The sequence below is a fragment of the Nocardia sp. NPDC004568 genome (genome assembly GCF_040609955.1).
GTDB lineage: Bacteria > Actinomycetota > Actinomycetes > Mycobacteriales > Mycobacteriaceae > Nocardia.
Genome location: NZ_JBEXLL010000014.1, coordinates 1 through 20,744 on the forward strand (window position 1 = coordinate 1; position 20,744 = coordinate 20,744).

Consider the following 20,744-nt stretch of genomic DNA (forward strand, 5'->3'; position numbering starts at 1 on the left):
AGGAGGGCGTCGAGATCATTGGTCACACACTGGTCATAGACGCCCTCCGCCCATGTCCGGGCATCGACGGGACTTCGGACTTACTCGTCTAGTGCGACCCGGCCGAGAACCGGGGATGGGCCCGTCCCGCCACCATCGGTAGGTCCACCGAGGTGCGGATACCGGGTTCCGCGGCGCAGACGTACGGGATGGAGTTGACGCAGTGCGCGGCCGTCGCGGCGATCCCCGGATTCTCGGCCCCCGGCGGGTCGCCGGGTTCGGATTGCCACCCGCGGATGGTGACGAATGTGCCCGGGTCGCCGTCGATCTCGATCTCGAACCGTTCGCCGTCGGCGCCGAGTGTCCAGGGCGGATCGAGGTGCTGCTGGCCCATCAGCCAGTTGACCCCGATGCGTACCACGGTGTCACCGCCGCTCACCGCCTCCCAGTGGAAGCGCTGGCCGGCCACCTGCCCGGGTTTCGATGGTGCCGATGGGCGATTCGATCGGTGCGGTCGCGACCGCCGTCTCGTGCACCGTACGGATCTCCGGGGTCCCGGCGAAACCCAGGGTGTCCAGGATCATCCGGACCGATTGGCGGAAGCCGCCGTCCAGCAGGCGGGCCATCGGGCCCGCGGCGGCTTCGGCGGGGGAGGCGCCGAACCGCATGATGTGGCGCACCACATCGGGCGCGCCGTAGCCGCGGATATCGGAGAACTCCTCGCCGCGCACGAAGGTGACCGCCGTGGACATGGCCGACAGCATCAGCGGGAACACCTCGGTGACGCCGCCGGGGTCGATTCCGGTGCCGTGCAGCGTGGTCCCGCCCGCCAGACAGGCCTGCTGTACCTGTTCGTCCTGCTCGTCGGTGGGATAGAACCAGCCGACCGGCGTCACCACGTTCTTCCCCGACCGCAGCAGTGCGGCCACCTCGTGCGCGCGCGGCAGCAGCGGCGCGTAGACCACGGCGTCGGCGGGCAGCGCGAGGATCTCGTCGAGGCTGTCGGTCGTGGTCACCCCGAGGGGTGGCCGGCCGAGGATCTCGCCCACATCGCGACCGCGCTTGTCCGGCGAGTGGACCCAGCACCCCACCAGTTCCAGTTCGGGGTGATCGATGATGCCTCGCAGCGCGGCCCGCCCGACCGATCCGGTGGCCCATTGCACGACCCGGTAACTCATATGTCCTCCTCGTCCCCGTCCGGGCGCGCGGTGGGTCGGCGCCGGTGATCCGGACGGCTCAGCGGTCCGCGTCGGTGTAGCGGATGATGCCGCGGATATTGCGACCGGCGAGCATGTCCTGATAGCCGTCGTTGATGTCCTCGAGCCGGTACTGCCGGGTGACCATATCGTCGAGGTTCAATTTGCCGACCTGGTACATGGACAGCAGGTGCGGGATGTCGTAGTGCGGATTGCCGCCCCCGAAGATGGTGCCCTGCAGATTCTTCTGCAGCAGCGAGAGCATGGCCAGGTTCAGGGTCGTCTTGTTCTCGGTGAGGCTGCCCATGGCGGTGAGGACGCACGTTCCGGCCTTGGCGGTGATGCCCATCCAGCTGTCCACGTCCTCGCCGTGCACCTCGCCGACGGTCACGATCACCTTCTTGGCCATACCGCCCCAGGTGACCTCCGCGCAGCCGGCGGTCGCCTCCTCGATGGTGGCGTAGGTGTGGGTGGCCCCGAACTTCAGGGCCTGTTCGCGCTTCCACGGCACCGGGTCGACCGCGAAGACGTAGCGGGCGCCCGCGTGCACCGCGCCCTGGAGCGCGGAGATCCCCACACCGCCGAGGCCGATGATCGCGACGTCCTCGCCGGGCCGGATATCGGCGGTCCGGACGGCCGACCCGTACCCGGTGGTGACACCGCAGCCGACCAGGCAGGCGACCTCGAACGGGATGGACGGGTCGATCTTCACCACCGAGCTCTGGTGCACCACCATGTACGGGGAGAAGGTGCCCAGCAGGGCCATCGGGTAGACGTCGTGGCCGCGGGCCTGGATCCGGAACGATCCGTCGGTCACCGAGGTGCCCGCGAGCAGGAGCGCGCCGAGATCGCACAGGTTGCGCAGACCCGCCTGGCAGGATTTGCATGTGCCGCACGACGGGATGAACGACAGGACGACGTGGTCGCCGACCGCGAGATTCTCCACGCCCTCGCCGACCTCGGTCACGATGCCGGCGCCCTCGTGCCCGCCGAGTACCGGGAATCCCATCATCGGGATGCCGCCGGTGACCAGGTGGTGGTCGGAGTGGCACATTCCGGCGGCTTCCAGCTGGACTTTGACCTCGTGTTTGCGGGGATCGCCGATCTCGATCTCCTCGATCTGCCACGGTTGGTCGAATTCCCAGATGAGAGCGCCCTTGGTCTTCATCGGTGAACCTGCTTTCTCCTACCGCTCCGGGCTCCCGGCGTGGCCGGACCCGGCTTTATGCACAAGTGTATGGACATCAGTCCAGCCGACCATACGACACGAGTGCGGCGAGCGTCGCGGAATCCTTGGGTGAGATAGTCACGTCCCCTCGGTGTGCGAGAAACTGAGACGATGAATTACTATTCGTCTCAGGGTTTTGCTCGTCGACAAGGAGGTCGCAACGTGGGTGCTCCGGACACCGCCGCCACATCCCGTCTCGCGGGGGCGCCGATCGGGCCCGGGTCGCTGACCTGGGAGTACGCCGGGGATCTGCGGAATATGCTGTTCCTCGGCCGCACCGGCATCCTGCAGAACATGCATCCCGCGGTGGCTGCCGCCCTGCAGGACCATTCGAACTTCTTCCACGATCCGTGGGACCGCCTCATCCGCTCCCTGCCGCAGATCCAGGGCATGATCTACGACGCCGACAACGAGGCGCAGGCGGCCCGGGTGCGGGACTATCACCGTCCGCTCGAGGGCACCGATTCCCGTGGGAAGCGCTACCACGCGCTCGATCCCGGTGTGTACTGGTGGACCCACGCGACCTTCGTCGAACTCACCATCGCCCTCAACGAGCATTTCGGGACGCCGCTCACCGCCGCGGAAAAGGACCAGTTGATCGCCGAGGGCATCACCTGGTGGCGGATGTACGGGCTGTCCGACCGGGTGCTGGTGGCGAACTACGCGGAGTTCGAGGAGTACTGGCATCGCACCATCGACGAGGTGCTCGAGGCCAACGCCACCACCGATTTCGCGCTGCGGCTCGCCAGTACCCGGATCCCGGCGCTGCCGGGCATTCCGGAACCGGTGTGGTCGGTGATCTGGCGGCCGGTGATGGCGTTCAATGTCTGGCTGGCGAACGCGCTCATGCCCGAACGTGCCCGCGAAATCCTCGACCTGCGCTGGACGCCGGTGGACCAGAAGCTGTTCGGGGTGTTCGCGGCGGCCGTTCGTACGGTGTGGCCGCTGCTGCCGGATCGTCTGCGGTATGCCCCGCGCGCCTACGCGGGAGTCCGCCGCGTCCGGGCCGATTGATCTATGGTTTACGACACAGAGCGGGGTGGGGGCAAGCAGCGTACCGTACGTCACAGCCGCCCCGATTTGCCTTGTGGGCCTGCTGATCCCGTCTCCGGGCCGCTGACCGGCGGCTATGTGTCCTGGACCACCCTAGTGTTAATCCGAGGTTAATTTCCCATTAGCGGGAAATTTCCGGCTGACCGCCGGACGGACGTCGATACGATTTCTGCATGCTCACAGTTCAGGCCCCCCAGGGCAGTTCGTCGTTCGTCACCGGGAATTCGAATCGGTCGAACGGATGCCCGGCGGCCGGGGCGCGACCCGAACGCCACACCGCCGGATCCGTACCGCTGTTGCCGGAGGAGATGTCGGTGCGCGAGGAGACCGAGCAACTGCGCAAGCCGTCGGCCGCGCTGGCCGTCGCGGCGGTGATGGGGCTCTTGATCGTCGTGCTGCTGGTGGCCAGCCACGGCAAGCAGGACGACGGGGACCGTCGCTCGCGGCCGATCGAGAAGTCCTCGACGTCGCAGCAGGGGTAAGGGAGTCCGCCGGGGCGGCCGCGGGCCGGCGCACCGCTCAGAGGCGCGGCGGTCGCACCCGGTAACCCTCGGGTCCGGCGGTGACCTCGGTGACCGCCGATGCGGGGCGGCCACAACGGCGTTCGCAACCCGACCAGTGCTGCCGGCCCGCCGTGGTGATCGCGTCGGCCGCGATCGGCGCTTCCGGAGTGGCGGCATCGGGGAGATCCGTGCGGCCCGATTCGACCGCGGCCGCCGCGTCGGCTCGCACGTCGGTATGTGATCTGGCGCAGCCCGGCTGCCCCGCGCAGGCGGTGATCCGCAGCCACGGCGACGCGGCGTCGAAGATCAGGCCCATCGGCGCCAGCACCCGCACGACCTGCTCGGCCGGCCCCTCCTCGAGGTCGGTGAGGATCAGGCCGCGCCACGGGGTGAGAAGCACGGGGCGCTCGACGGCGGCGAGGAATTCGGCGGTGCGGGCGGGCAGCGAGCCCAGCCGGACTCCGGCGCCGAGCGCGACGAGCCCGTCGTGCTGAGGCAGCCAGCCGATCGGCAGGTCGATCGCGTCCGTGAGTTCCAGCCGATCCGGGCCGGGGGTGAGGCCCAGCAACGCCGCCAGCCGTGCGGCGCCGTTCTCGATCTCGTGCAGCCGCCACTGGCCGTCGGCCAGTTCGAGGAAACCACGCGCAGCCGCCAACAGCACCTCGGTCGCGTCGGCGGTGGGTATCCGGATCCCGCTGTCCGCACCGGCCAGCAACAGTGCGCTGCGGTCCCCGGTCGTGATCTGCACACCGATATCCGCGCGCAGCGGGCTCACATCACCCCGGCCGTCGTCGAGGGTGAACAACACCCGGCCCGGAAGTTCGGCCAGCCGGGGCGAGCCGACCAGCCCGGCGTCGAAGGCGGCGGTCAACGGCCGGATGTCGGGACGGTCACCGACCCGTCCGGACAGCGGCGAGGCGATGATATTCCGGACCCGCTCATGGGTCCGGCTGGGCAGCAGGCCGGCGCCGGCCAGCCGCTCGGCGAGCGCGTCCGCGTCCCGGACCCGACGCAACTGCACATTGCCGCGCGAGGTCAGTTCGATATTCCCGTCGCCGAGCTCCGCGGCGGCCGCCGCCAGCGTCTGCAACTGCTCCGGCGCGAGCGTTCCCCCCGGCACCCGGATCCGGGCCAGCGGGCCGTCGGCAGCCTCGTGCAGGCGCAGGACACCGGGACAGGAATCGGGATCGGTACGAGCCATGATCCGACCAGCTTACGGGCGTCGGACCGGACCGGCCTCAGCGCACCGCCTGGGTCTGGGTCACCTTCGCGACCAGCTTTCCCGCCTCGTCGCGGACCTCGGTCTCGACCACGATGAACGACCGCCCCGAGTGCAGCGGACGCGACGACGCCTCCGCATGCCCCGACCGCACGGCGCGCAGGAAGTTCGTCTTCGATTCGACGGTGGTGGTCGCCTGGGCGCCCTCCGGCAGATTCAGGAACGCGCAGACCGCCGCCGTCGAATCCGCCAGCGCCATCAGCACTCCGCCGTGCAGCGCGCCACCCAGTGTGCACAGTGTCTCGTCCCAGGCGAGACGGCTGCGGACCAGCTCGGGGCCGTGTTCGAGCACCTCTACGCCGAGGCGTTCGGTGAAGGGCATGGATCGGTGGAACAGCTGGGTACCCGCGTCATCGGCCATGACAGAAGAGCAAACCGGAATGGGAGGCCTCGGCAAGCACGGGCGCGCGCGGGTGCCCGCCGACGGCCCGGAACAGCCGCGCACGGAGGTGGCCGGAAGATCACGCGCAGGCCCGGATCGTGGAGGGGCTCTCCACGTGGCCGGGCGGTCGGGTCCCGGGGTCCGGCGGCGGTTCCGCGAGCCGGTGTGGTGACGGACGCCGCCGGCGGTCGCGGTAGCATCCGGGGGCTCGACGGGTGACGAGGAAACCGGTGGAACTCCGGTGCGGTCGCGCCACTGACACAGCCAGACCCTCTCCGGCGAGCACACAACCCCCCACGGGCGCGTCACCCCAGGAAGGTCATCGCTGTGATTCTGCTGCTGTCCACCTCCGATACCGATCTGCTGAGCGCGCGCGCCAGCGGCGCCGAGTACCGGTGGGCCAATCCGGCCCGATTGCTGGTGGAGGATCTGCCCGGCCTGCTCGCGGGCGCCGACCTGGTGATCGTGCGGATTCTCGGCGGCAAACGGGCTTGGGAGGACGGTCTGGCCGCGGTGCGGGCGAGCGGGGCGCCGGTGGTGGCGGTCGGCGGCGAGATGGCCCCCGATGCCGAACTGATGGAGTGTTCGACCGTGCCGGTCGGCGTGGCCTCCGACGCGCACAACTACCTGGCGGCCGGCGGACCGCGGAATCTGCGGCAGCTGCACAACTTCCTCTCCGATACGGTCCTGCTCACCGGTCACGGGTTTGAACCGCCGGTGCAGCTGCCGGCCTGGGGCCGGCTGGACCGGGCGGCGCGGTATCCCGAGCCGGTGGCCGGCACACCGACGGTCGGCGTCGTCTACTACCGGGCCCAGCATCTGGCCGGGAACACCGGCTATATCGACGCGCTGTGCGGTGCGATCGAGGACGCGGGCGCGGTACCGCTGCCCGTCTACTGCGCTTCCCTGCGTACCGCCGAACCCGATCTGCTCGCGACCCTCCGGCAGGCCGACGCGCTGGTGGTCACCGTGCTGGCCGCCGGCGGCAGCAAACCGGCGCTGGCCGCGGCGGGCGGCGACGACGAGGCATGGGATATCGGCGCGCTGGCCGAGCTGGACGTGCCCATCCTGCAGGGTCTGTGCCTGACCAGTGGCCGCGCGCAGTGGGAGGCCAACGACGACGGGCTGTCCCCGCTGGACGTGGCGACCCAGGTCGCGGTTCCGGAGTTCGACGGCCGGATCGTCACGGTGCCGTTCTCCTTCAAGGAGTTCGACGAGGACGGGCTGTCCACCTACGTGCCCGACGCCGAACGCGCCGCCCGGGTGGCCGGGATCGCGGTCCGGCACGCGCGGCTGCGGTATATCCCCGCCGATCGCAAACGTCTGGCGCTCATGCTGTCGGCCTACCCGACCAAACACGCCCGCATCGGTAATGCCGTCGGACTGGACACGCCCGCCAGCGCTATCGCGCTGCTCACCGAATTACGTGCCGCCGGATACGATCTCGGTGCCGTGGGTGAGGTGCCGGGCCTGGAAGAACGCGACGGCGACGCGCTGATGCACGCGTTGATCGCGGCCGGTGGGCAGGATCCCGACTGGCTCACCGCCGACCAGCTCGAGGGCAACCCGGTGCGGATCGGCGCGGATGTCTACACCGCCTGGTTCGAGACCTTGCCGGACGAACTGCGGACCGCGGTCGTCGAGGCGTGGGGGCCACCGCCGGGTGAGCTCTACGTGGACCGCTCCGCCGACCCGCGCGGCGAGATCGTCATCGCCGCCCTGCGATTCGGCAATGTGGTGCTCATGGTGCAGCCGCCGCGCGGCTTCGGGGAGAACCCGGTCGCCATCTACCACGATCCCGATCTACCGCCCAGCCACCACTACCTCGCCGCCTATCGCTGGCTTTCCACCGATGCCGAGGCCGGCGGTTTCGGCGCGAACGCGATGGTGCATCTGGGTAAGCACGGCAATCTGGAATGGCTGCCCGGTAAGACCCTGGGTATGTCCGCGGCCTGCGGTACCGATGCCGCGCTGGGCGATCTGCCGCTGATCTACCCGTTCCTGGTGAACGACCCGGGGGAGGGCACCCAGGCCAAACGCCGGGCCCACGCCACCCTGGTGGATCATCTGATCCCGCCGATGGCCCGCGCCGAGAGCTACGGCGATATCTCCCGCCTCGAACAGCTGCTCGACGAGCACGCGAACATCTCCGCCCTGGACCCGGCCAAACTGCCCGCCATCCGGCAGCAGATCTGGACGCTCATGCGCGCCGCGAAGATGGACCACGATCTGGGGCTGGCCGAGCGCCCGGACGAGGAATCCTTCGACGATATGCTGCTGCACGTCGACGGCTGGCTGTGCGAGATCAAGGATGTGCAGATCCGCGACGGCCTGCACATCCTCGGCCGCGCTCCGGCCGGTGACGGTGAGGTCGACCTGGTCCTGGCCATGCTGCGGGCCCGGCAGTTGTGGGGCGGGGAGCTGTCGGTGCCGGGATTGCGGGAAGCGCTGGGGCTCAGCGAATCCGGTGGGGAGGCGCGGGAGCGGGTCGATACGGTGGAGGCCCGCGCGCGCGAGCTCGTCGTCGCGCTGCAGGCCGCCGGGTGGGCCCCCGCGGCCGTGGACCGGCTCGTCGACGCGCACGCGGACGACCTGTTCGAGGCGGCCGGCGGCGACCGCGCGGCGGTCGCGGCGGTGCTGCGATTCGCCGCGACCGAGGTGGTGCCGCGGCTGCGCGGGACCGGGGTCGAGATCGACCGGGTACTGCATGCGCTGAACGGCGGTTTCATCCCCGCCGGCCCGAGCGGTTCGCCACTGCGGGGCCTGATCAATGTGCTGCCGACCGGCCGCAACTTCTACTCCGTGGACCCGAAGGCGGTACCGTCGCGGCTGGCCTGGGAAACCGGTCAGGCGATGGCCGAATCGCTGCTCGACCGCTACCGGGCCGATCACGGCGAATATCCGCGTTCGGTGGGGCTGTCGGTGTGGGGTACCTCGGCCATGCGCACTTCCGGTGACGATATCGCCGAGGTGCTCGCCCTGCTCGGCGTGCGCCCGGTCTGGGACGAGGCCAGCCGCCGGGTCACCACCCTCGAGGTGATCGACGCCGCGGAACTGGGCCGGCCGCGTATCGATGTGACCGTACGTATCAGCGGGTTCTTCCGGGACGCCTTCCCGCACGTCCTGGCGTTGCTCGACGACGCGGTCCGTCTCGTGGCCGAACTCGACGAACCCGAGCAGATCAACTACGTCCGTGCCCACGCCCGCGCCGATCTCGCCGAACACGGTGATCGGCGGCGGGCGACCACCCGCATCTTCGGGTCGAAACCGGGCACCTACGGCGCGGGCCTGCTCCAGCTCATCGATTCCAAGAGCTGGCGCACCGACGACGACCTCGCGCAGGTCTATACGACCTGGGGTGGTTACGCCTACGGCCGCGATCTGGACGGCGCCCCGGCGGCCGACGACATGCGTACCGCGTACCGGCGGATCGCGGTGGCCGCGAAGAATACCGATACCCGAGAGCACGATATCGCCGACTCCGACGACTACTTCCAGTACCACGGCGGGATGGTCGCCACGGTGCGCGCCCTGACGGGGAAGAACCCCGAGGCCTATATCGGCGACAGCACCCGCCCGGACGCGGTCCGCACCCGCACCCTGTCGGAGGAGACCACGCGCGTCTTCCGGGCCCGGGTGGTCAATCCGCGCTGGCTGGAGGCCATGCGCCGGCACGGCTACAAGGGCGCATTCGAGATGGCGGCCACCGTGGACTACCTGTTCGGCTACGACGCGACCACCGATGTGATCGCCGACTGGATGTACGAGAAACTCTCCGAGAGCTATGTGTTCGACGAGACGAACCGCAAGTTCATGGAGCAGTCCAACCCGTGGGCGCTGCACGGTATCGCCGAACGGCTGCTCGAGGCGGCCGAACGCGGGATGTGGTCGAGCCCGGAGCGGGACACGCTGGACCGGCTGCGCCAGGTGTATCTGGAAACCGAGGGTGAGCTGGAATAGGCAGGCTCAGAGGGTCCAGCTGCTCTGCACGAAATAGTCGCTGGTGGCGAAGATGATCTGCGCCGGCGTCTGCTGCCGGTCGATCCCGAAGGCCACCAGCCCGTGGCGGGGCTGCCCGGGCTCGAGGAATCCGGCCGGGTATTCGCCGGGAACATCGGTGAGCGGGTACACTGTCGTCCCGTCGGCGGTCACCATGCGCAGGTCGAGTGTCGGCAGGAAGTAGGGGTTGCCCGCGGTCTGTTCGGCGGTCACGTGGTACACCAGCACTCGCTGGTCGTCGGCGCGCGGTTCGACCACCTCGTCGGCGGGGTCGATCGTCACGGCCATATCCCCTCCGGTGCGGACCGGGAAGGTGGTGCCGAGCGGTCCGGAGGGCACCGCGTCCTGCTCGGCCGCCACCGGCGGTTCGGGGATCACCGGTATCGGTTCGGCGCCGGCCGCGGTGGCGGTGACCAGCGGGAGAACGACAGCGGCGGCGGCAAGCACGGTCTTTTTCACGGTGGGTCCTTCGGGGTCGTCGGCGCTCGGGGCGCGGTATCGGTGCCGGCACGCCGTTGGCCGGTCGGGCGGTGGGCGTCGCTGGACGCCGTGTCCGGGTGGGCCGCGGCCGCGGTCACGGGGGAGCGGCAGCGGCCCTCCGCGAGCCTAGAAGCCCCGCGGCCGCCGACACACCCGGGGAAACCGATCTTGCCGAACATGTGATGTTCGATCTTGCCGAGACCATGTCGTGATCCGCGGCCCTGACCCGATGGGCTCACCGCCCGGATCCGTAGCGGCGAACAGCGCCCGGGCCGCGTCCACGGCTCGGGCGAGCACCGCCGGGTCGGTCGCCGGCCCGCTCACGATCTCGTCGACGGCCCGCAGGCCGGCCCGGTTCAGCAGCCGCCTCTCGGCCGGCCCCTCGTCACCAGGGCACGGGTCCGTCCTCGGCGAACATGCCGGCCGTCGGCCCGTCGGCGTCGAGGGTGGCCAGGCGCACCAGCACCGCGGCGCCCTGCGCGACCGTGAGAAAACCGGTGTGATTGTTGCTGTCCGTGTCGACGTAGCCCGGGCAGGCGGCATTGACGAGGAAGCCGTCCTTGCGCAGTTCGTTGGCGTAGTTCACGGTCAGCGCCGCCAGCGCGGACTTGGAGGGGTTGTAGGCGGCCGAGGGCAGCAGTCCCGCGAACGGCCCGTCCGGGTCGCTGAGCAGAGTCAGCGAGGCGGCGTGACTGCTCACATTCACAATGCGGGGCGCCGGCGATCGCCGTAACAGCGGCAACATCGCGTTGGTCACCGTGATCACGCCGAATACATTGATCTCGAACACCCTCCGGACCCTCTGCAGATCGACAGTGCTGGGCACTTGATCGTAGGCGTCCTGCGGCGAGATCTGCCCGGAGCCGGTGATCCCGGCATTGTTGATCAACACGTCGAGACGGCCGAAACGCTCCTCGATGTGTTCCGCCGCCGCCGCGACTCCCGCCGGATCTGTGACATCCAGGACAACAGCATGGACATCGCCACCCGCCGCGCGCAGCGCCGCCGCGGCCTCCGCACCCCGCTGCGGATCTCTGGCACCCAGCACGACAGTGCTACCCAGCCCGGCGAGTTGTTCGGCCGCCCCGCGTCCGATCCCCTTGTTCGCCCCGGTGACTAGCGCGACTTTCCTGCCGGTGATCTGCTCGCTCATGGTCGGCTCCTTGCCTCGTCGTGTCTCGAACGCACACAAGACGCCGGCGAACCGGACTCCGTAACAGCGCGGCACTGTGTTGTAGGTCACCGATCGTGGATCGGTGCCTTCGCGCCCGCCTGCCGGTCGCGGGCTCCTCGGCCGTCAGCGGCGGTGGTGTGACTCGTCCACGTCCGTGGGGGCGCGGACTGCTGGGCGCGGAGCCGGGCCTCCAGTCCGTCCAGCAGGCACAGCAACCCGAAATCGAAGCCGAGCGCATTGCCGACCGCGGAGTCCTCCGGCATGAGGGTGTGGCGGCGGCCGCCCTTCTCGGCGCGCTCGTGCTGCGGGCCCGCCCGCGACCGGCCGCGAGCGAAGAACCGGTGGCCGTGGAAATCCCGGCGCGCAATCCGTGACGCGCGACGCGTGTCGGCCTACCGTGTAGCAATGAGCTGGGACCAGCTGGCGCAGGCCAAATATGTTTCGCTGACCACCTACAAGAAGGACGGCTCGCCCGTCGGGACCCCGGTCTGGGTGGCGCCCGACGGCGACCGTCTCCTGGTATGGACGAACCCGACCTCCTGGAAGGTCAAGCGGATCCGCCGCAACCCCGAGGTGACCCTGCAGATCTCGGACAACCGAGGTCGTACGACGGACGGAGAGGTGCTGCCCGGTGCCGCCGAGATCCTGGACGCCGCGGGCACCGAGCGCACCCGGGAAGTCGTGGGCCGGAAGTACGGTCTGATCGGCAAGCTCATGATCCGCGGTCACAAGCTGCTGCGCGGAGCGGATGGATCGGTCGGGATCGCGATCACGCCGCGGCCGGGTGCCGCGGGCTGAGTTGGTGCCGTGTCGGCTGCCGCGCCATGGACCCGCGGCCTGTCCGGCTCCGCCGCATGAACGCTCACCACGGCCCGCGGCCGAAGGTGACCTCGTATGTCGTACCCGCCTTGTGGTAAAGCGAGCCGTCGGGATTGCGCATGCCGAGCATCGAATCGGTCAGCTCCTTGATCGTGGATACCTGAACGGCATCCACGACCTGCGAGTACGAATCGGTTACCTCGTCGTAGCGCAGGTCGTACTTCGGGAGATACCAGAAGGAATACAGTTCGGGTGAACCGTCCTTCCCGGTGCGCCCGGTAGCCATCGCCACGTGCTCGGCGTCGCGGTTCCACATCACGATATCGCCGCGCTGTGGCTTCGGGCCGTCGGGTGCGCCGGAGTAGACGCGGCGTCCTTCCGGGATCAACCAGCTGCCCATGCGAGGGAGCCAGGCCTTCAGGAGAAAAGGCATGCTCCAGCCACCGTCGGGATCACGCGGTAACTCGGTCAGTTCGCGCAGGTAGGACTTGTCCACTACGCCGGTCCGGGCCGCCGCGTAGCAGATCATCTCCCAGCAGTTGAGTCCGTAGCGGTCGTTGAGCGGTCCGAGCGGCTCGTCGGACTTCAACCAGCTTTCGTATCCGCGGTGGCCCTGACGGAACAGTTCGGGATCGTAGTTCGCCCACCGGGCCTTGGCTCCCGAGCGGTAGATACGCTCCAGTTCGTCCGCGATCAACTCGGGCGCGTTGTCGATCCGGGACACCGGCGGCTGGACCCACCGCGGAAGAAACCTCTCGATGTAGGTGCGGGATTCGATCAGGTCGGTGGACGGACCGCCGATATTCAGCTTGTTCGAGTCCACCAGCGTGTCCGTTCCGCGGTTCAGTTGGAGCGCGAACGAGCTGGTATCGCGACGGAGAAGCCCCGCCACATCGTCGACGGATCCGCTGATGCGCTGCAAGGCCTGCGCCACGGCGGCGTCCAGGTCGCTACGGGCCACAGACCAGAAGAATACGCAGCTGACGACTCGAATCGGTAACGCGGACACTGTGATAACGGCCATCGATTCTTCAGCGGCAGGGCTCACCGAACGCCGGGAAACGGGCGGACTCGATTCCTGCCTCGGGGCCCAGGGGTAGTTCCTGGGGGTCTGTGGGTGGGAGCGACGCATGCGCGGTGGGTCCGCTGGGGCGCCCACGAGTGGATGCCGGTGCTCTTCGCTCTGCCGCCTCGGGGTCGGTGGCAAGCGGACGTGGACATCGGCGGGCGACCTGGTTAGCGTGCGGGAGGGACCGGCCGGGGCAGATCCGGTCGGCACATCGAGTAGCGAGGTTCCGCATGCATCCGTTCCGCAAGGCGGTGGAGGAGCGCGATTCCGCCGCCATCGAGGCATTGCTGGCCGACAACGTGGTGTTCACCAGCCCGGTGGCGTTCAAGCCGTACCCGGGTAAACCCCTCACCGCGGCCATCCTGCGCGGTGTGCTGCGCGTTTTCGAGGATTTCCGCTACATCCGGGAGATCGCCGACCCCGGCGGCCGCGACCACGCGCTCGTCTTCGAGGCGACGGTCGCGGGTAAGCGGCTCACCGGCTGCGATTTCCTGCACTTCGACGAGGACGGCAAAATCGACGATTTCATGGTGATGGTGCGTCCGCTCTCGGCGGCGACCGCGTTGGCCGAGGCCATGGGCGCGCAGTTCGACCGGATCCAGAGCGAGGCCGTCGCCGCGGGTACGGACACGCGGTAGCCGCCCGCCCCACGTACTCGGCTCGGCGCCGGTGGCCGAGGGACCGCCGCGAAAGACCCCCCCGGGGCGCGGATCGTGCGGGAGCGTCCGGACGCGCGCCGCGGTCGGCGCGCCGGTGTCTGTGGCACCATGCGGGGAGCGCAGGAGGTGCCATCGGCCGAGTCGCGGGGCAGCTGCTCGTCGAGGCCACCGGGAATCTGCCCGTCCGCCCGGTCGATCAGCTGGTGAGCGGCGACCCGCCGGGTTGCAGGGCGGGCCCGACCGCCCGCAGCGTGCCGGGTTTGCGGCCCTTGCCCCAGCCGAGTTGCGCACGGTAGCTGCCCAGGAGCCCGCTGCGGGCGAGTTCCTCCTGATCACCGGCCGGCGAGGAGTCCGGTTCTGGGGTGGTGCGCGGGGAGACGAACAGCGCGTCGGCCGGGCAGTTCGCCTCGCACTGGAAGCAGGTCTGGCAGTCGCTGTGCCGGCTGATCACGGGGATACCGTCGGCGCCGCGGTCGAAAACATCGGTGGGGCATACCGCGATGCATTTATCGCAGGCGATGCAGCGCTGCGCGGAGACGAGTTCGATCACGACGCCACCGCCGCGGGCATCGCCGCCTGCTCCGGCCGCACCCAGATCCGGTCCAGTCCGCCGGTGATCAGCCGATAGTGCTGATCGGGGTCCTGGTCCGGAAAATCCAGCCGTTTCGCCATGCCCCGGGTCTCGGTGCGGGCCAGCGCCGCCCGGTACATCCAGCGCGCGTGCGCGGCCATCGCCGCGGCCTGCCGGGTGCGCACCCGGTCTGCGCCGTCGCCGCCGAGTGATTCGCGGATCTCCGACCAGAGGGCGTCCAGGGTGGTCAGCGACTCGGTGAGCACACTGCCGCGCCGCAGATAGTTCTTGTCGTAGGGCAGGACCTCGCCCTGCACGGCGGCCACCACCTGTCGTGGATCGTGATCGCGGCGGCGGCCCTCCGGCCGGGCGCCCACCGCGCCGATCCCGGTCACCCGGCGGCCTGCCGCCCCGGCCCCGAGCGACAGGGCGTACCGGGCGGCACCGGCACCCGACCAGGTGCCCGAGGAGATCGCCCAGGCGGCATTGTGGCTGCCGCCGCCGGTGAAACCGCCGCAGATCAGTTCACGGGTCGCGGCGTCACCGGCCGCGTAGAGACCCGGCACGCTGGTACCGCATTCGTCGGTGACGAGGCGGATACCGCCGGTACCGCGGACGGTGCCCTCGGCGATCAACGTGATCGGGAACTTCTCGGTGAACGGATCGATGCCGAGCCGGTCGAAGGTCAGGAAGAAATTCGGCTGGGCCCGGCGCATGGCGGCCCGGGCCGGCTCGTCGGCCTGATCAATTCGGCAGAAAACTCTGTCGCGCAGCAGTTCCGCCGCGATAGGAGAGCGGTTACGGCCGCCGGCTCCTTCCAGCACGCTGCCGTCGGCGCGGTAGAAGGTGGCGAAATGATAGAACGCCGTCTTGGTCACCGAGGTGCCCTCGGGCGCGATGCCGTAGGCGTTCGAGAACTCCATCCCGGACAGCTCGGCCCCGGCCTCGACCGCGAACAGCGCACCGTCACCGGTGTTCACATCGCAGCCCAGTGCCTTGGACTGGAAGGCGCATCCGCCGGTCGCCAGCACCACCGCGCCGGCCCGGACCCGGTAGCTCTCCCCGGCCTGGCGCCGGTAGCCCGCGGCCCCCGCGACCGCACCCGCCGCGTCGACCAGCAGTTCGGTGACCGGGCTGTGGTCGAGGATCCGCACACCGGCCCGGCGTACCCGGATCCGCATCCGCCGCATGTACTCCGGGCCCTGCAGTCCATTGCGCAATTGCCTGCCGTCCGGTCCTACCGGGAAGGGGAACCGTGCCTGTTCGGCGAGTTCGTTCAGCCGCTCGTAGGTTTCGTCGAGTACCCGCTCCGACCAGCGCTGATCGGCCAGGTAGCCGCCCAGGCCGGCGCGGCTCGCGATCGCGGCCTCGCGTTCGACCGGATCCGGCGGGACGTACCACACTCCGGTGCCGGCCGAGGCGGTGGCGCCGCTGGTCCCGCAGTAGCCCTTGTCGGCGAGCACCACGTCGGCGCCGGCGCGTGCCGCACGCAGGGCCGCCCAGGTGGCGGCGGGGCCGCCACCGATCACGAGTACATCGGTGCTCAGTTCGTGCACATCCGTCATTCGAACCCCTTGTTCCGACGACCGCGTCCACCTCGGCGCAGCGCGGGTCACAGTGACGAATGCCAGGCTGCCCCCGGGCCACCCGGCGGACAACGATTGGAATCGCGGGTAGTGCAAATCTCGTCGCCGGCGGCCCGCGTCGTCATGATCACGCCATGCGTAAACGTGTGCCGGCCTTGCTCTTCGCGCTGCTCGCGGCCGTCTCCCTGGTGTCGGCGTGCGGCACTTCGTCGGAAGCCCGGACGACCGAGGACGGTAGGACGCTCATCCGCTACCAGGGCTGGGCCAGCCAGGTCACCTATCCCGAACTCGCCGCCGATCTCGGATATTTCGACAAGGTCGCGCTCGACTGGGTCGGCAATACGACCAGCGGGCCGCAGGATATCCAGTCCGCGGCCACCGGCGCCACCGATATCGGCGGAGCGTTCAATGGCGCCGTCGTGAAACTCGCCGCCGCCGGTTCCCCGGTCACCTCGGTGATCAGCTACTACGGTTCGGACAAGGAGAATTTCACCGGGTACTACGTGCTGGACAACAGCCCGATCCGCAGTGCCCGCGATCTGATCGGCAAGAAGTTCGGGGTGAACACCCTCGGCGCGCACCACGAGTTCGTGGCCCGGGAGTGGTTGGCCCAGCAGGGTCTGTCCAACGACGAGATCGCCCAGGTGGAGTTGACCGTGGTACCGCCGGTGAACGCGGAACAAGCACTGCGGCAGGGCCAGATCGATGCGGTCGCACTGTTCGATATCTGGCGGGACCAGGCCGTGGCCCGGGGTGGGGTCCGGCCGCTGTTCACCGACGGCGATCTGTTCGGTGCGTTCAGTTACGGCACCTATATCGTTCGCGACGACTTCCTGGCCCGTCACCGCGACGCCGTCGCGGATCTGACCCAGGGCACCGCCCGCGCGATCCGCTGGGCGCAGACCACACCGCGCGACCAGGTGATCGCGAAGTTCAAGGACATCATCACCCGCCGCGGACGGGAGGGCGAGAGCCCCGACAAGGCGGACTACTGGAAGAGCACCGGTGTCGCCGGACCCGGCGGCGTCACGCGCGAGCAGGAGATCCAGCTGTGGATCGACTGGCTGGTCCGTAACGGTGAGGTGGAGAGCGGGAAGCTGGCCGCGAAGGACCTCTACACCAACGAGTTCAACCCCTACGCCAATGGCACCTATCCGGAGAACGCCGGACCGGACGGCAAGGTGGTCGGGTAGCGCGCGGCCGAGCCGAACGGATGACATCCACCTGGACAACGCTGCGTCCCCTCCTGCCCACCGTCTTCGTCCCGTCCGCGGTGTTCGGGATCGGTCAGGGCGCCGGCTCTCCCGTGATCGCGCTGACCGCCCGGGACCTCGGCGCCCCGGTGGGCGTGGCCGGGGTGATCGTGGCACTCGTCGGGCTCGGCGCGGTACTGGGTGATCTCCCGGCCGGGCGGGTCGTGGCCCGCTTCGGTGAGCGGCGGTCGATCATCGCCGGATCGCTGATCGGCACCACCGGGGTACTGCTGTCGCTGCTGGCCTGGACGCCCGCTGTGCTGGCGGTCGGCGCACTGCTCACCGGGGTCTCCAACGCGGTGTGGGGGCTGGCCCGGCAGAGCTATCTCGCCGAGGTGGTGCCGGTCGAGATGCGGGCCCGGGCCATGGCGACTTTCGCGCTGATGTGGCGGCTGGGCTTTCTCATCGGCCCCTTCGCGGGCGCACTGGTGATCCTCGGGGTGGGGACCCGCGGCGGATTCGCGGTACAGCTGGCCGGGGTGATCGTCTCCGGCTATCTGATGTCGCGGGTGCCCGACCCGCCGCGTGCCCACGACGCCCCGGCCGGCGGGGCCTCGCTGGTGACGATCCTGCGCCGGCACCGGCGACTGCTGGCCACGCTGGGCGCCGGCTCACTGCTCATGGGTGCGGCCCGCGCCTCCCGGGAGGCGGCGCTTCCCCTGTGGGCCGACCATATCGGCCTGCCCGCCGCGTCGGCGTCGCTGGTGTTCGGTATCGGCGCCGCCTTCGACCTGCTGTGCTCATATCCGGCCGGGCAGCTGATGGATCGCTACGGCCGCCGGTTCATCGCGGTGCCGTCGCTGCTGATCATCGCGCTGTCCTATTTCCTGCTGCCCCTGGCCCAGGATGTGTGGACCATCGGCGCGGTGGCCGTGATCATGGGAATCGGCAACGGTTTCGGTAACGGCGTGATCATGACCCTGGGCGCCGATGTGGCCCCGGCCGCCACTCGCGCGGAATTCCTGGCGGCCTGGCGGCTGACCCACGATTTCGGGATGTTCCTCGGCCCGCTGGCCGCCGGGGCCGCGGCCACCGTGGTCGCACTGGGTCCGGCGGTGGCGGGCCTGGGCGTGGTCTCGGTGACCGGTGCCGCGGTGATGTTCCGGTACATCCCGCGATTCGTTCCGGTCCCCGGTCGTTCCGCACCCGACCTGGTGGCACGGTAGCCGGTTCCCGGCCTGGGCGCGGGCCCGCGCCTCAGCCAACCACCGGCAGTGGCGGTGTGGGCGGGAAGGTGACCGGGAGCGCGGCGAGGGCGCGGTGCAGTACACCCGGCCGCCAGACCAGTTCCGCCGCCGGGACCGCGAGCCGCAGCTCGGGCAGCGCGTCGAGCAGTTGGTCGATGGCCTCCTGCGCGATCAGGTACGCGGTGGGCTGGGCAGGGCAGGCGTGCGGTCCGGCACCCCAGGCCAGATGTGACCGGTTGCCGGTGTGGTGACCGGTCCCGATCTCCGGATCCTTGTTGCATCCGGCGAGACTGATCACCACCGGCTCGTGGGCGGGCAGCCAGACACCGTCGACCAGGGTGGGCTGGCGCGGATAGGTGACACTGGCATTGGGCAGCGGCGGATCGTCGAACAGTACATCGTCGAGTGCGTCGCGGGTGGCCAGCGCGCCGCCGAGCATTTCGTCGGCGAATCGGTCATCGGTGAGGATCAGGCACAGGGTATTGATGATCAGACTCTGCATCGGCCCCATACCGACGCCGTAGAGGGCGACGACCTGATGAATCATCTCGGTTTCGTCGAGGGCCGCGGCGTGGTGCAACAGCCGGGTGGTGACATCCTCGCCCGGCGCGGCGCGTTTGGCGTCCACCAGTTCCTGCACCGCCTCGCCGAACATCAGATTGCCCTTCTCCGAGTCGATGCCGTCGAAGATGGCGGCGGTCGCGGCCGCGGCGCGATCGCTGATGTCGGGGTGGGCAGCCGAGCATCGCGTTGATGATCTCGAAGGTCAGCGGGAACGCGTACTGGGCCACCAGATCGGCCGAACCGGTCTCGCAGAACCGGTTGATCAGGGGCGCCGCGAAGCGTTCGACGGTGTCCCGCAGCCGGTGCAGATCCACCCCGGCCAGTGCCGCGGTGACGGCGCTCCGGTAGCGCGTGTGCTCGGCGCCGGCGCTGCGCGGTGCGTTCGGCCGGTACTGCAGGACCGGCAGCACCGGGCAGTCGGCGGGGACGGTCTTTTCCCAGTAGCGAGGGTCGGCGGGAAACCGGGCCGGATCGTTCAGGATTCGTAGCGCGGCGCGGTAGCCGATCACCAAAGTGGCGGGAACGCCGGGCGCCAGCTCCACCGGTACCAGGGCGCCGTGTCGTTCCCGCATCTCCCGGTAGGCGCGGTGCGGATCGGCGGTGAATTCGGCGGAGTAGAGCGGGTATCGCTCTTCATCGCCTCGACCGGGGCCCAGGGGTGATGGCACGGGGTCGGGCGGCGTGATCATGGCGTGCTCCAAGCATATCGGCAGCCAACGGCAGAACAAGGAAGAGACGTTGGCCCGGGAACTGTTTCGGCCGGTCCGCTGCGCTGCGGGCATCAAGATCATAGGTCACCCTCCGCGCGGAAGGTTGCGCCAGGGTTGCCGTGGGTGGGCGCACACGCCATCGACTTCCGACAGTCGGTGCCATATTGTCGAGCTACGGCAAAAGTGCGGATACGGTGCGCGATACGGAGTGACTCATGGGCAAATTGGACGGCAGGACCGCATTCGTCACCGGTGCCGGGCGCGGCCAGGGGCGTTCGCACGCGGTACGTTTTGCGCAGGAGGGCGCCGATATCATCGCCGTCGACACCACGGCCCGGGTCGCCAGTGTCCCGTACCCGCTCGCCGATGCCGCCGACCTCGCGGAGACGGTCCGTCTGGTGCAGGCCACCGGTCGCCGCATTGTCGCCCGGGACGCCGATGTCCGCGATCTCGCCGCGCTGACCGCGGCGGTCTCCGCGGGAGTGGCGGAATTCGGGCGGCTCGATATCGTCGTCGCCAATGCCGGGATCTCCAGTCCGGCGCCCACGCTGGAGATGGACGAAGACGTCTGGCAGGACATGATCGACATCAACCTCACCGGAGTGTGGAAATCGCTCAAGGCCGCCGTTCCGCACATCATCGAGGGCGGCCGTGGCGGCTCTGTGGTGGTCACCAGTTCGCTGGCCGCGTTCCACGCCAACGAGAACACCGCGCACTATTCGGCGTCCAAGTCCGGCCTGGTGATGCTGATGAAGGTGCTCGCCAAAGAATTGGCCCCGCACGATATCCGGGTCAACACCGTGCATCCGACAACCGTCGCCACCCCCATGATCCTGAACGACGCCACCTATCGCCTGTTCCGCCCGGATCTGCCGAACCCGGACCGCGCCGATTTCGAAGAGGCGGCCCGCGCCCTCAACCGGCTCCCGGTGGTCGCCCTGGAGCCGGAGGACATCACCGCCACGGTTCTGCATCTGGTCTCCGACGACGGACGCTACATCACCGGGACCACTCAGCAGATCGATGCCGGCGGGGCCCTCTGAACGTCGGCCA

At 69.5% G+C, this 20,744-nt stretch carries 18 protein-coding genes and 1 pseudogene; 9 read left to right on the forward strand and 10 right to left on the reverse strand.

All coding sequences use genetic code 11. From position 1 onward, the window contains the following. Positions 1-88: 88 nt before the first annotated feature. Positions 89-1,157: pseudogene (locus ABZV91_RS09520) on the reverse strand (dihydrodipicolinate reductase). A gap of 58 nt (positions 1,158-1,215) precedes the next feature. Continuing rightward, complete coding sequence (locus tag ABZV91_RS09525) at positions 1,216-2,343, reverse strand: NDMA-dependent alcohol dehydrogenase (protein ID WP_355237998.1); 1,128 nt, start codon at positions 2,341-2,343, stop codon at positions 1,216-1,218. A gap of 222 nt (positions 2,344-2,565) precedes the next feature. Between ABZV91_RS09525 and ABZV91_RS09530 the strand changes: the two genes are divergently transcribed. Together ABZV91_RS09530 and ABZV91_RS09535 are read left to right on the forward strand one after the other, a co-directional pair. Next, complete coding sequence (locus tag ABZV91_RS09530; RefSeq protein WP_355238001.1) at positions 2,566-3,417, forward strand: oxygenase MpaB family protein; 852 nt, start codon at positions 2,566-2,568, stop codon at positions 3,415-3,417. Positions 3,418-3,629: 212 nt separating this feature from the next. After that, positions 3,630-3,938, forward strand: coding sequence for a hypothetical protein (locus ABZV91_RS09535; RefSeq protein ID WP_355238004.1), 309 nt, complete (start codon positions 3,630-3,632; stop codon positions 3,936-3,938). Between the two features lie 37 nt (positions 3,939-3,975). Here the strand turns inward: ABZV91_RS09535 and cobG are convergent, their stop codons facing one another. Then, entirely contained in the window at positions 3,976-5,160 is a 1,185-nt protein-coding gene (gene cobG / locus ABZV91_RS09540; protein WP_355238007.1) for a precorrin-3B synthase, read from the reverse strand. Positions 5,161-5,197: 37 nt separating this feature from the next. Next, positions 5,198-5,599, reverse strand: coding sequence for a PaaI family thioesterase (locus ABZV91_RS09545; protein WP_355238010.1), 402 nt, complete (start codon positions 5,597-5,599; stop codon positions 5,198-5,200). Positions 5,600-5,947: 348 nt separating this feature from the next. Here ABZV91_RS09545 and cobN point away from each other — a divergent pair, with 348 nt between their 5' ends. After that, positions 5,948-9,580, forward strand: a complete 3,633-nt coding sequence (gene cobN / locus ABZV91_RS09550; RefSeq protein WP_355238013.1) for a cobaltochelatase subunit CobN — start codon at positions 5,948-5,950, stop codon at positions 9,578-9,580. A gap of 6 nt (positions 9,581-9,586) precedes the next feature. Here the strand turns inward: cobN and ABZV91_RS09555 are convergent, their stop codons facing one another. Next, positions 9,587-10,078: a hypothetical protein gene (locus ABZV91_RS09555; protein WP_355238016.1), complete on the reverse strand. Its 492-nt coding sequence runs from the start codon at positions 10,076-10,078 to the stop codon at positions 9,587-9,589. 406 nt (positions 10,079-10,484) lie between these two features. Beyond that, on the reverse strand, positions 10,485-11,252 hold the full coding sequence (locus ABZV91_RS09560; RefSeq protein WP_355238019.1) for an SDR family oxidoreductase: 768 nt from the start codon (positions 11,250-11,252) through the stop codon (positions 10,485-10,487). Between the two features lie 158 nt (positions 11,253-11,410). Here ABZV91_RS09560 and ABZV91_RS09565 point away from each other — a divergent pair, with 158 nt between their 5' ends. Beyond that, entirely contained in the window at positions 11,411-11,647 is a 237-nt protein-coding gene (locus ABZV91_RS09565; protein WP_355238022.1) for a hypothetical protein, read from the forward strand. 31 nt (positions 11,648-11,678) lie between these two features. After that, positions 11,679-12,071 (forward strand): PPOX class F420-dependent oxidoreductase, encoded by a 393-nt coding sequence (locus ABZV91_RS09570; protein ID WP_355238025.1) that lies wholly within the window; start codon positions 11,679-11,681, stop codon positions 12,069-12,071. Between the two features lie 64 nt (positions 12,072-12,135). Here the strand turns inward: ABZV91_RS09570 and ABZV91_RS09575 are convergent, their stop codons facing one another. Then, positions 12,136-13,053, reverse strand: coding sequence for a hypothetical protein (locus ABZV91_RS09575; RefSeq protein WP_355238028.1), 918 nt, complete (start codon positions 13,051-13,053; stop codon positions 12,136-12,138). A gap of 338 nt (positions 13,054-13,391) precedes the next feature. Between ABZV91_RS09575 and ABZV91_RS09580 the strand changes: the two genes are divergently transcribed. Then, the gene (locus tag ABZV91_RS09580) at positions 13,392-13,799 is read left to right on the forward strand and encodes a nuclear transport factor 2 family protein (RefSeq protein ID WP_355238030.1); all 408 of its coding nucleotides are present in this window, start codon (positions 13,392-13,394) and stop codon (positions 13,797-13,799) included. Positions 13,800-14,016: 217 nt separating this feature from the next. Here ABZV91_RS09580 and ABZV91_RS09585 read toward each other — a convergent pair whose 3' ends face one another. Together ABZV91_RS09585 and ABZV91_RS09590 are read right to left on the reverse strand one after the other, a co-directional pair. Then, positions 14,017-14,370 carry a ferredoxin family protein gene (locus ABZV91_RS09585; RefSeq protein WP_355238033.1) on the reverse strand — a complete coding sequence of 118 codons (354 nt, stop codon included), beginning with the start codon at positions 14,368-14,370 and terminating at the stop codon, positions 14,017-14,019. Then, positions 14,367-15,956 carry an FAD-binding protein gene (locus ABZV91_RS09590; RefSeq protein ID WP_355238036.1) on the reverse strand — a complete coding sequence of 530 codons (1,590 nt, stop codon included), beginning with the start codon at positions 15,954-15,956 and terminating at the stop codon, positions 14,367-14,369. The genes ABZV91_RS09585 and ABZV91_RS09590 overlap by 4 nt, the downstream gene beginning before the upstream one ends. Before the next feature lie 155 nt (positions 15,957-16,111). Here ABZV91_RS09590 and ABZV91_RS09595 point away from each other — a divergent pair, with 155 nt between their 5' ends. Both ABZV91_RS09595 and ABZV91_RS09600 read left to right on the forward strand, forming a co-directional pair. Next, the gene (locus ABZV91_RS09595) at positions 16,112-17,170 is read left to right on the forward strand and encodes an ABC transporter substrate-binding protein (protein ID WP_355238038.1); all 1,059 of its coding nucleotides are present in this window, start codon (positions 16,112-16,114) and stop codon (positions 17,168-17,170) included. A gap of 20 nt (positions 17,171-17,190) precedes the next feature. Beyond that, positions 17,191-18,396, forward strand: coding sequence for an MFS transporter (locus ABZV91_RS09600; RefSeq protein ID WP_355238040.1), 1,206 nt, complete (start codon positions 17,191-17,193; stop codon positions 18,394-18,396). A 31-nt stretch (positions 18,397-18,427) separates the two neighbouring features. Here ABZV91_RS09600 and ABZV91_RS09605 read toward each other — a convergent pair whose 3' ends face one another. Next, positions 18,428-19,072, reverse strand: a complete 645-nt coding sequence (locus ABZV91_RS09605; protein ID WP_355238043.1) for a hypothetical protein — start codon at positions 19,070-19,072, stop codon at positions 18,428-18,430. 834 nt (positions 19,073-19,906) lie between these two features. Between ABZV91_RS09605 and ABZV91_RS09610 the strand changes: the two genes are divergently transcribed. Continuing rightward, a complete protein-coding gene (locus ABZV91_RS09610; protein ID WP_355238046.1) occupies positions 19,907-20,734 on the forward strand; it encodes a mycofactocin-coupled SDR family oxidoreductase in 828 nt (275 codons plus the stop codon). Positions 20,735-20,744: the final 10 nt, after the last annotated feature.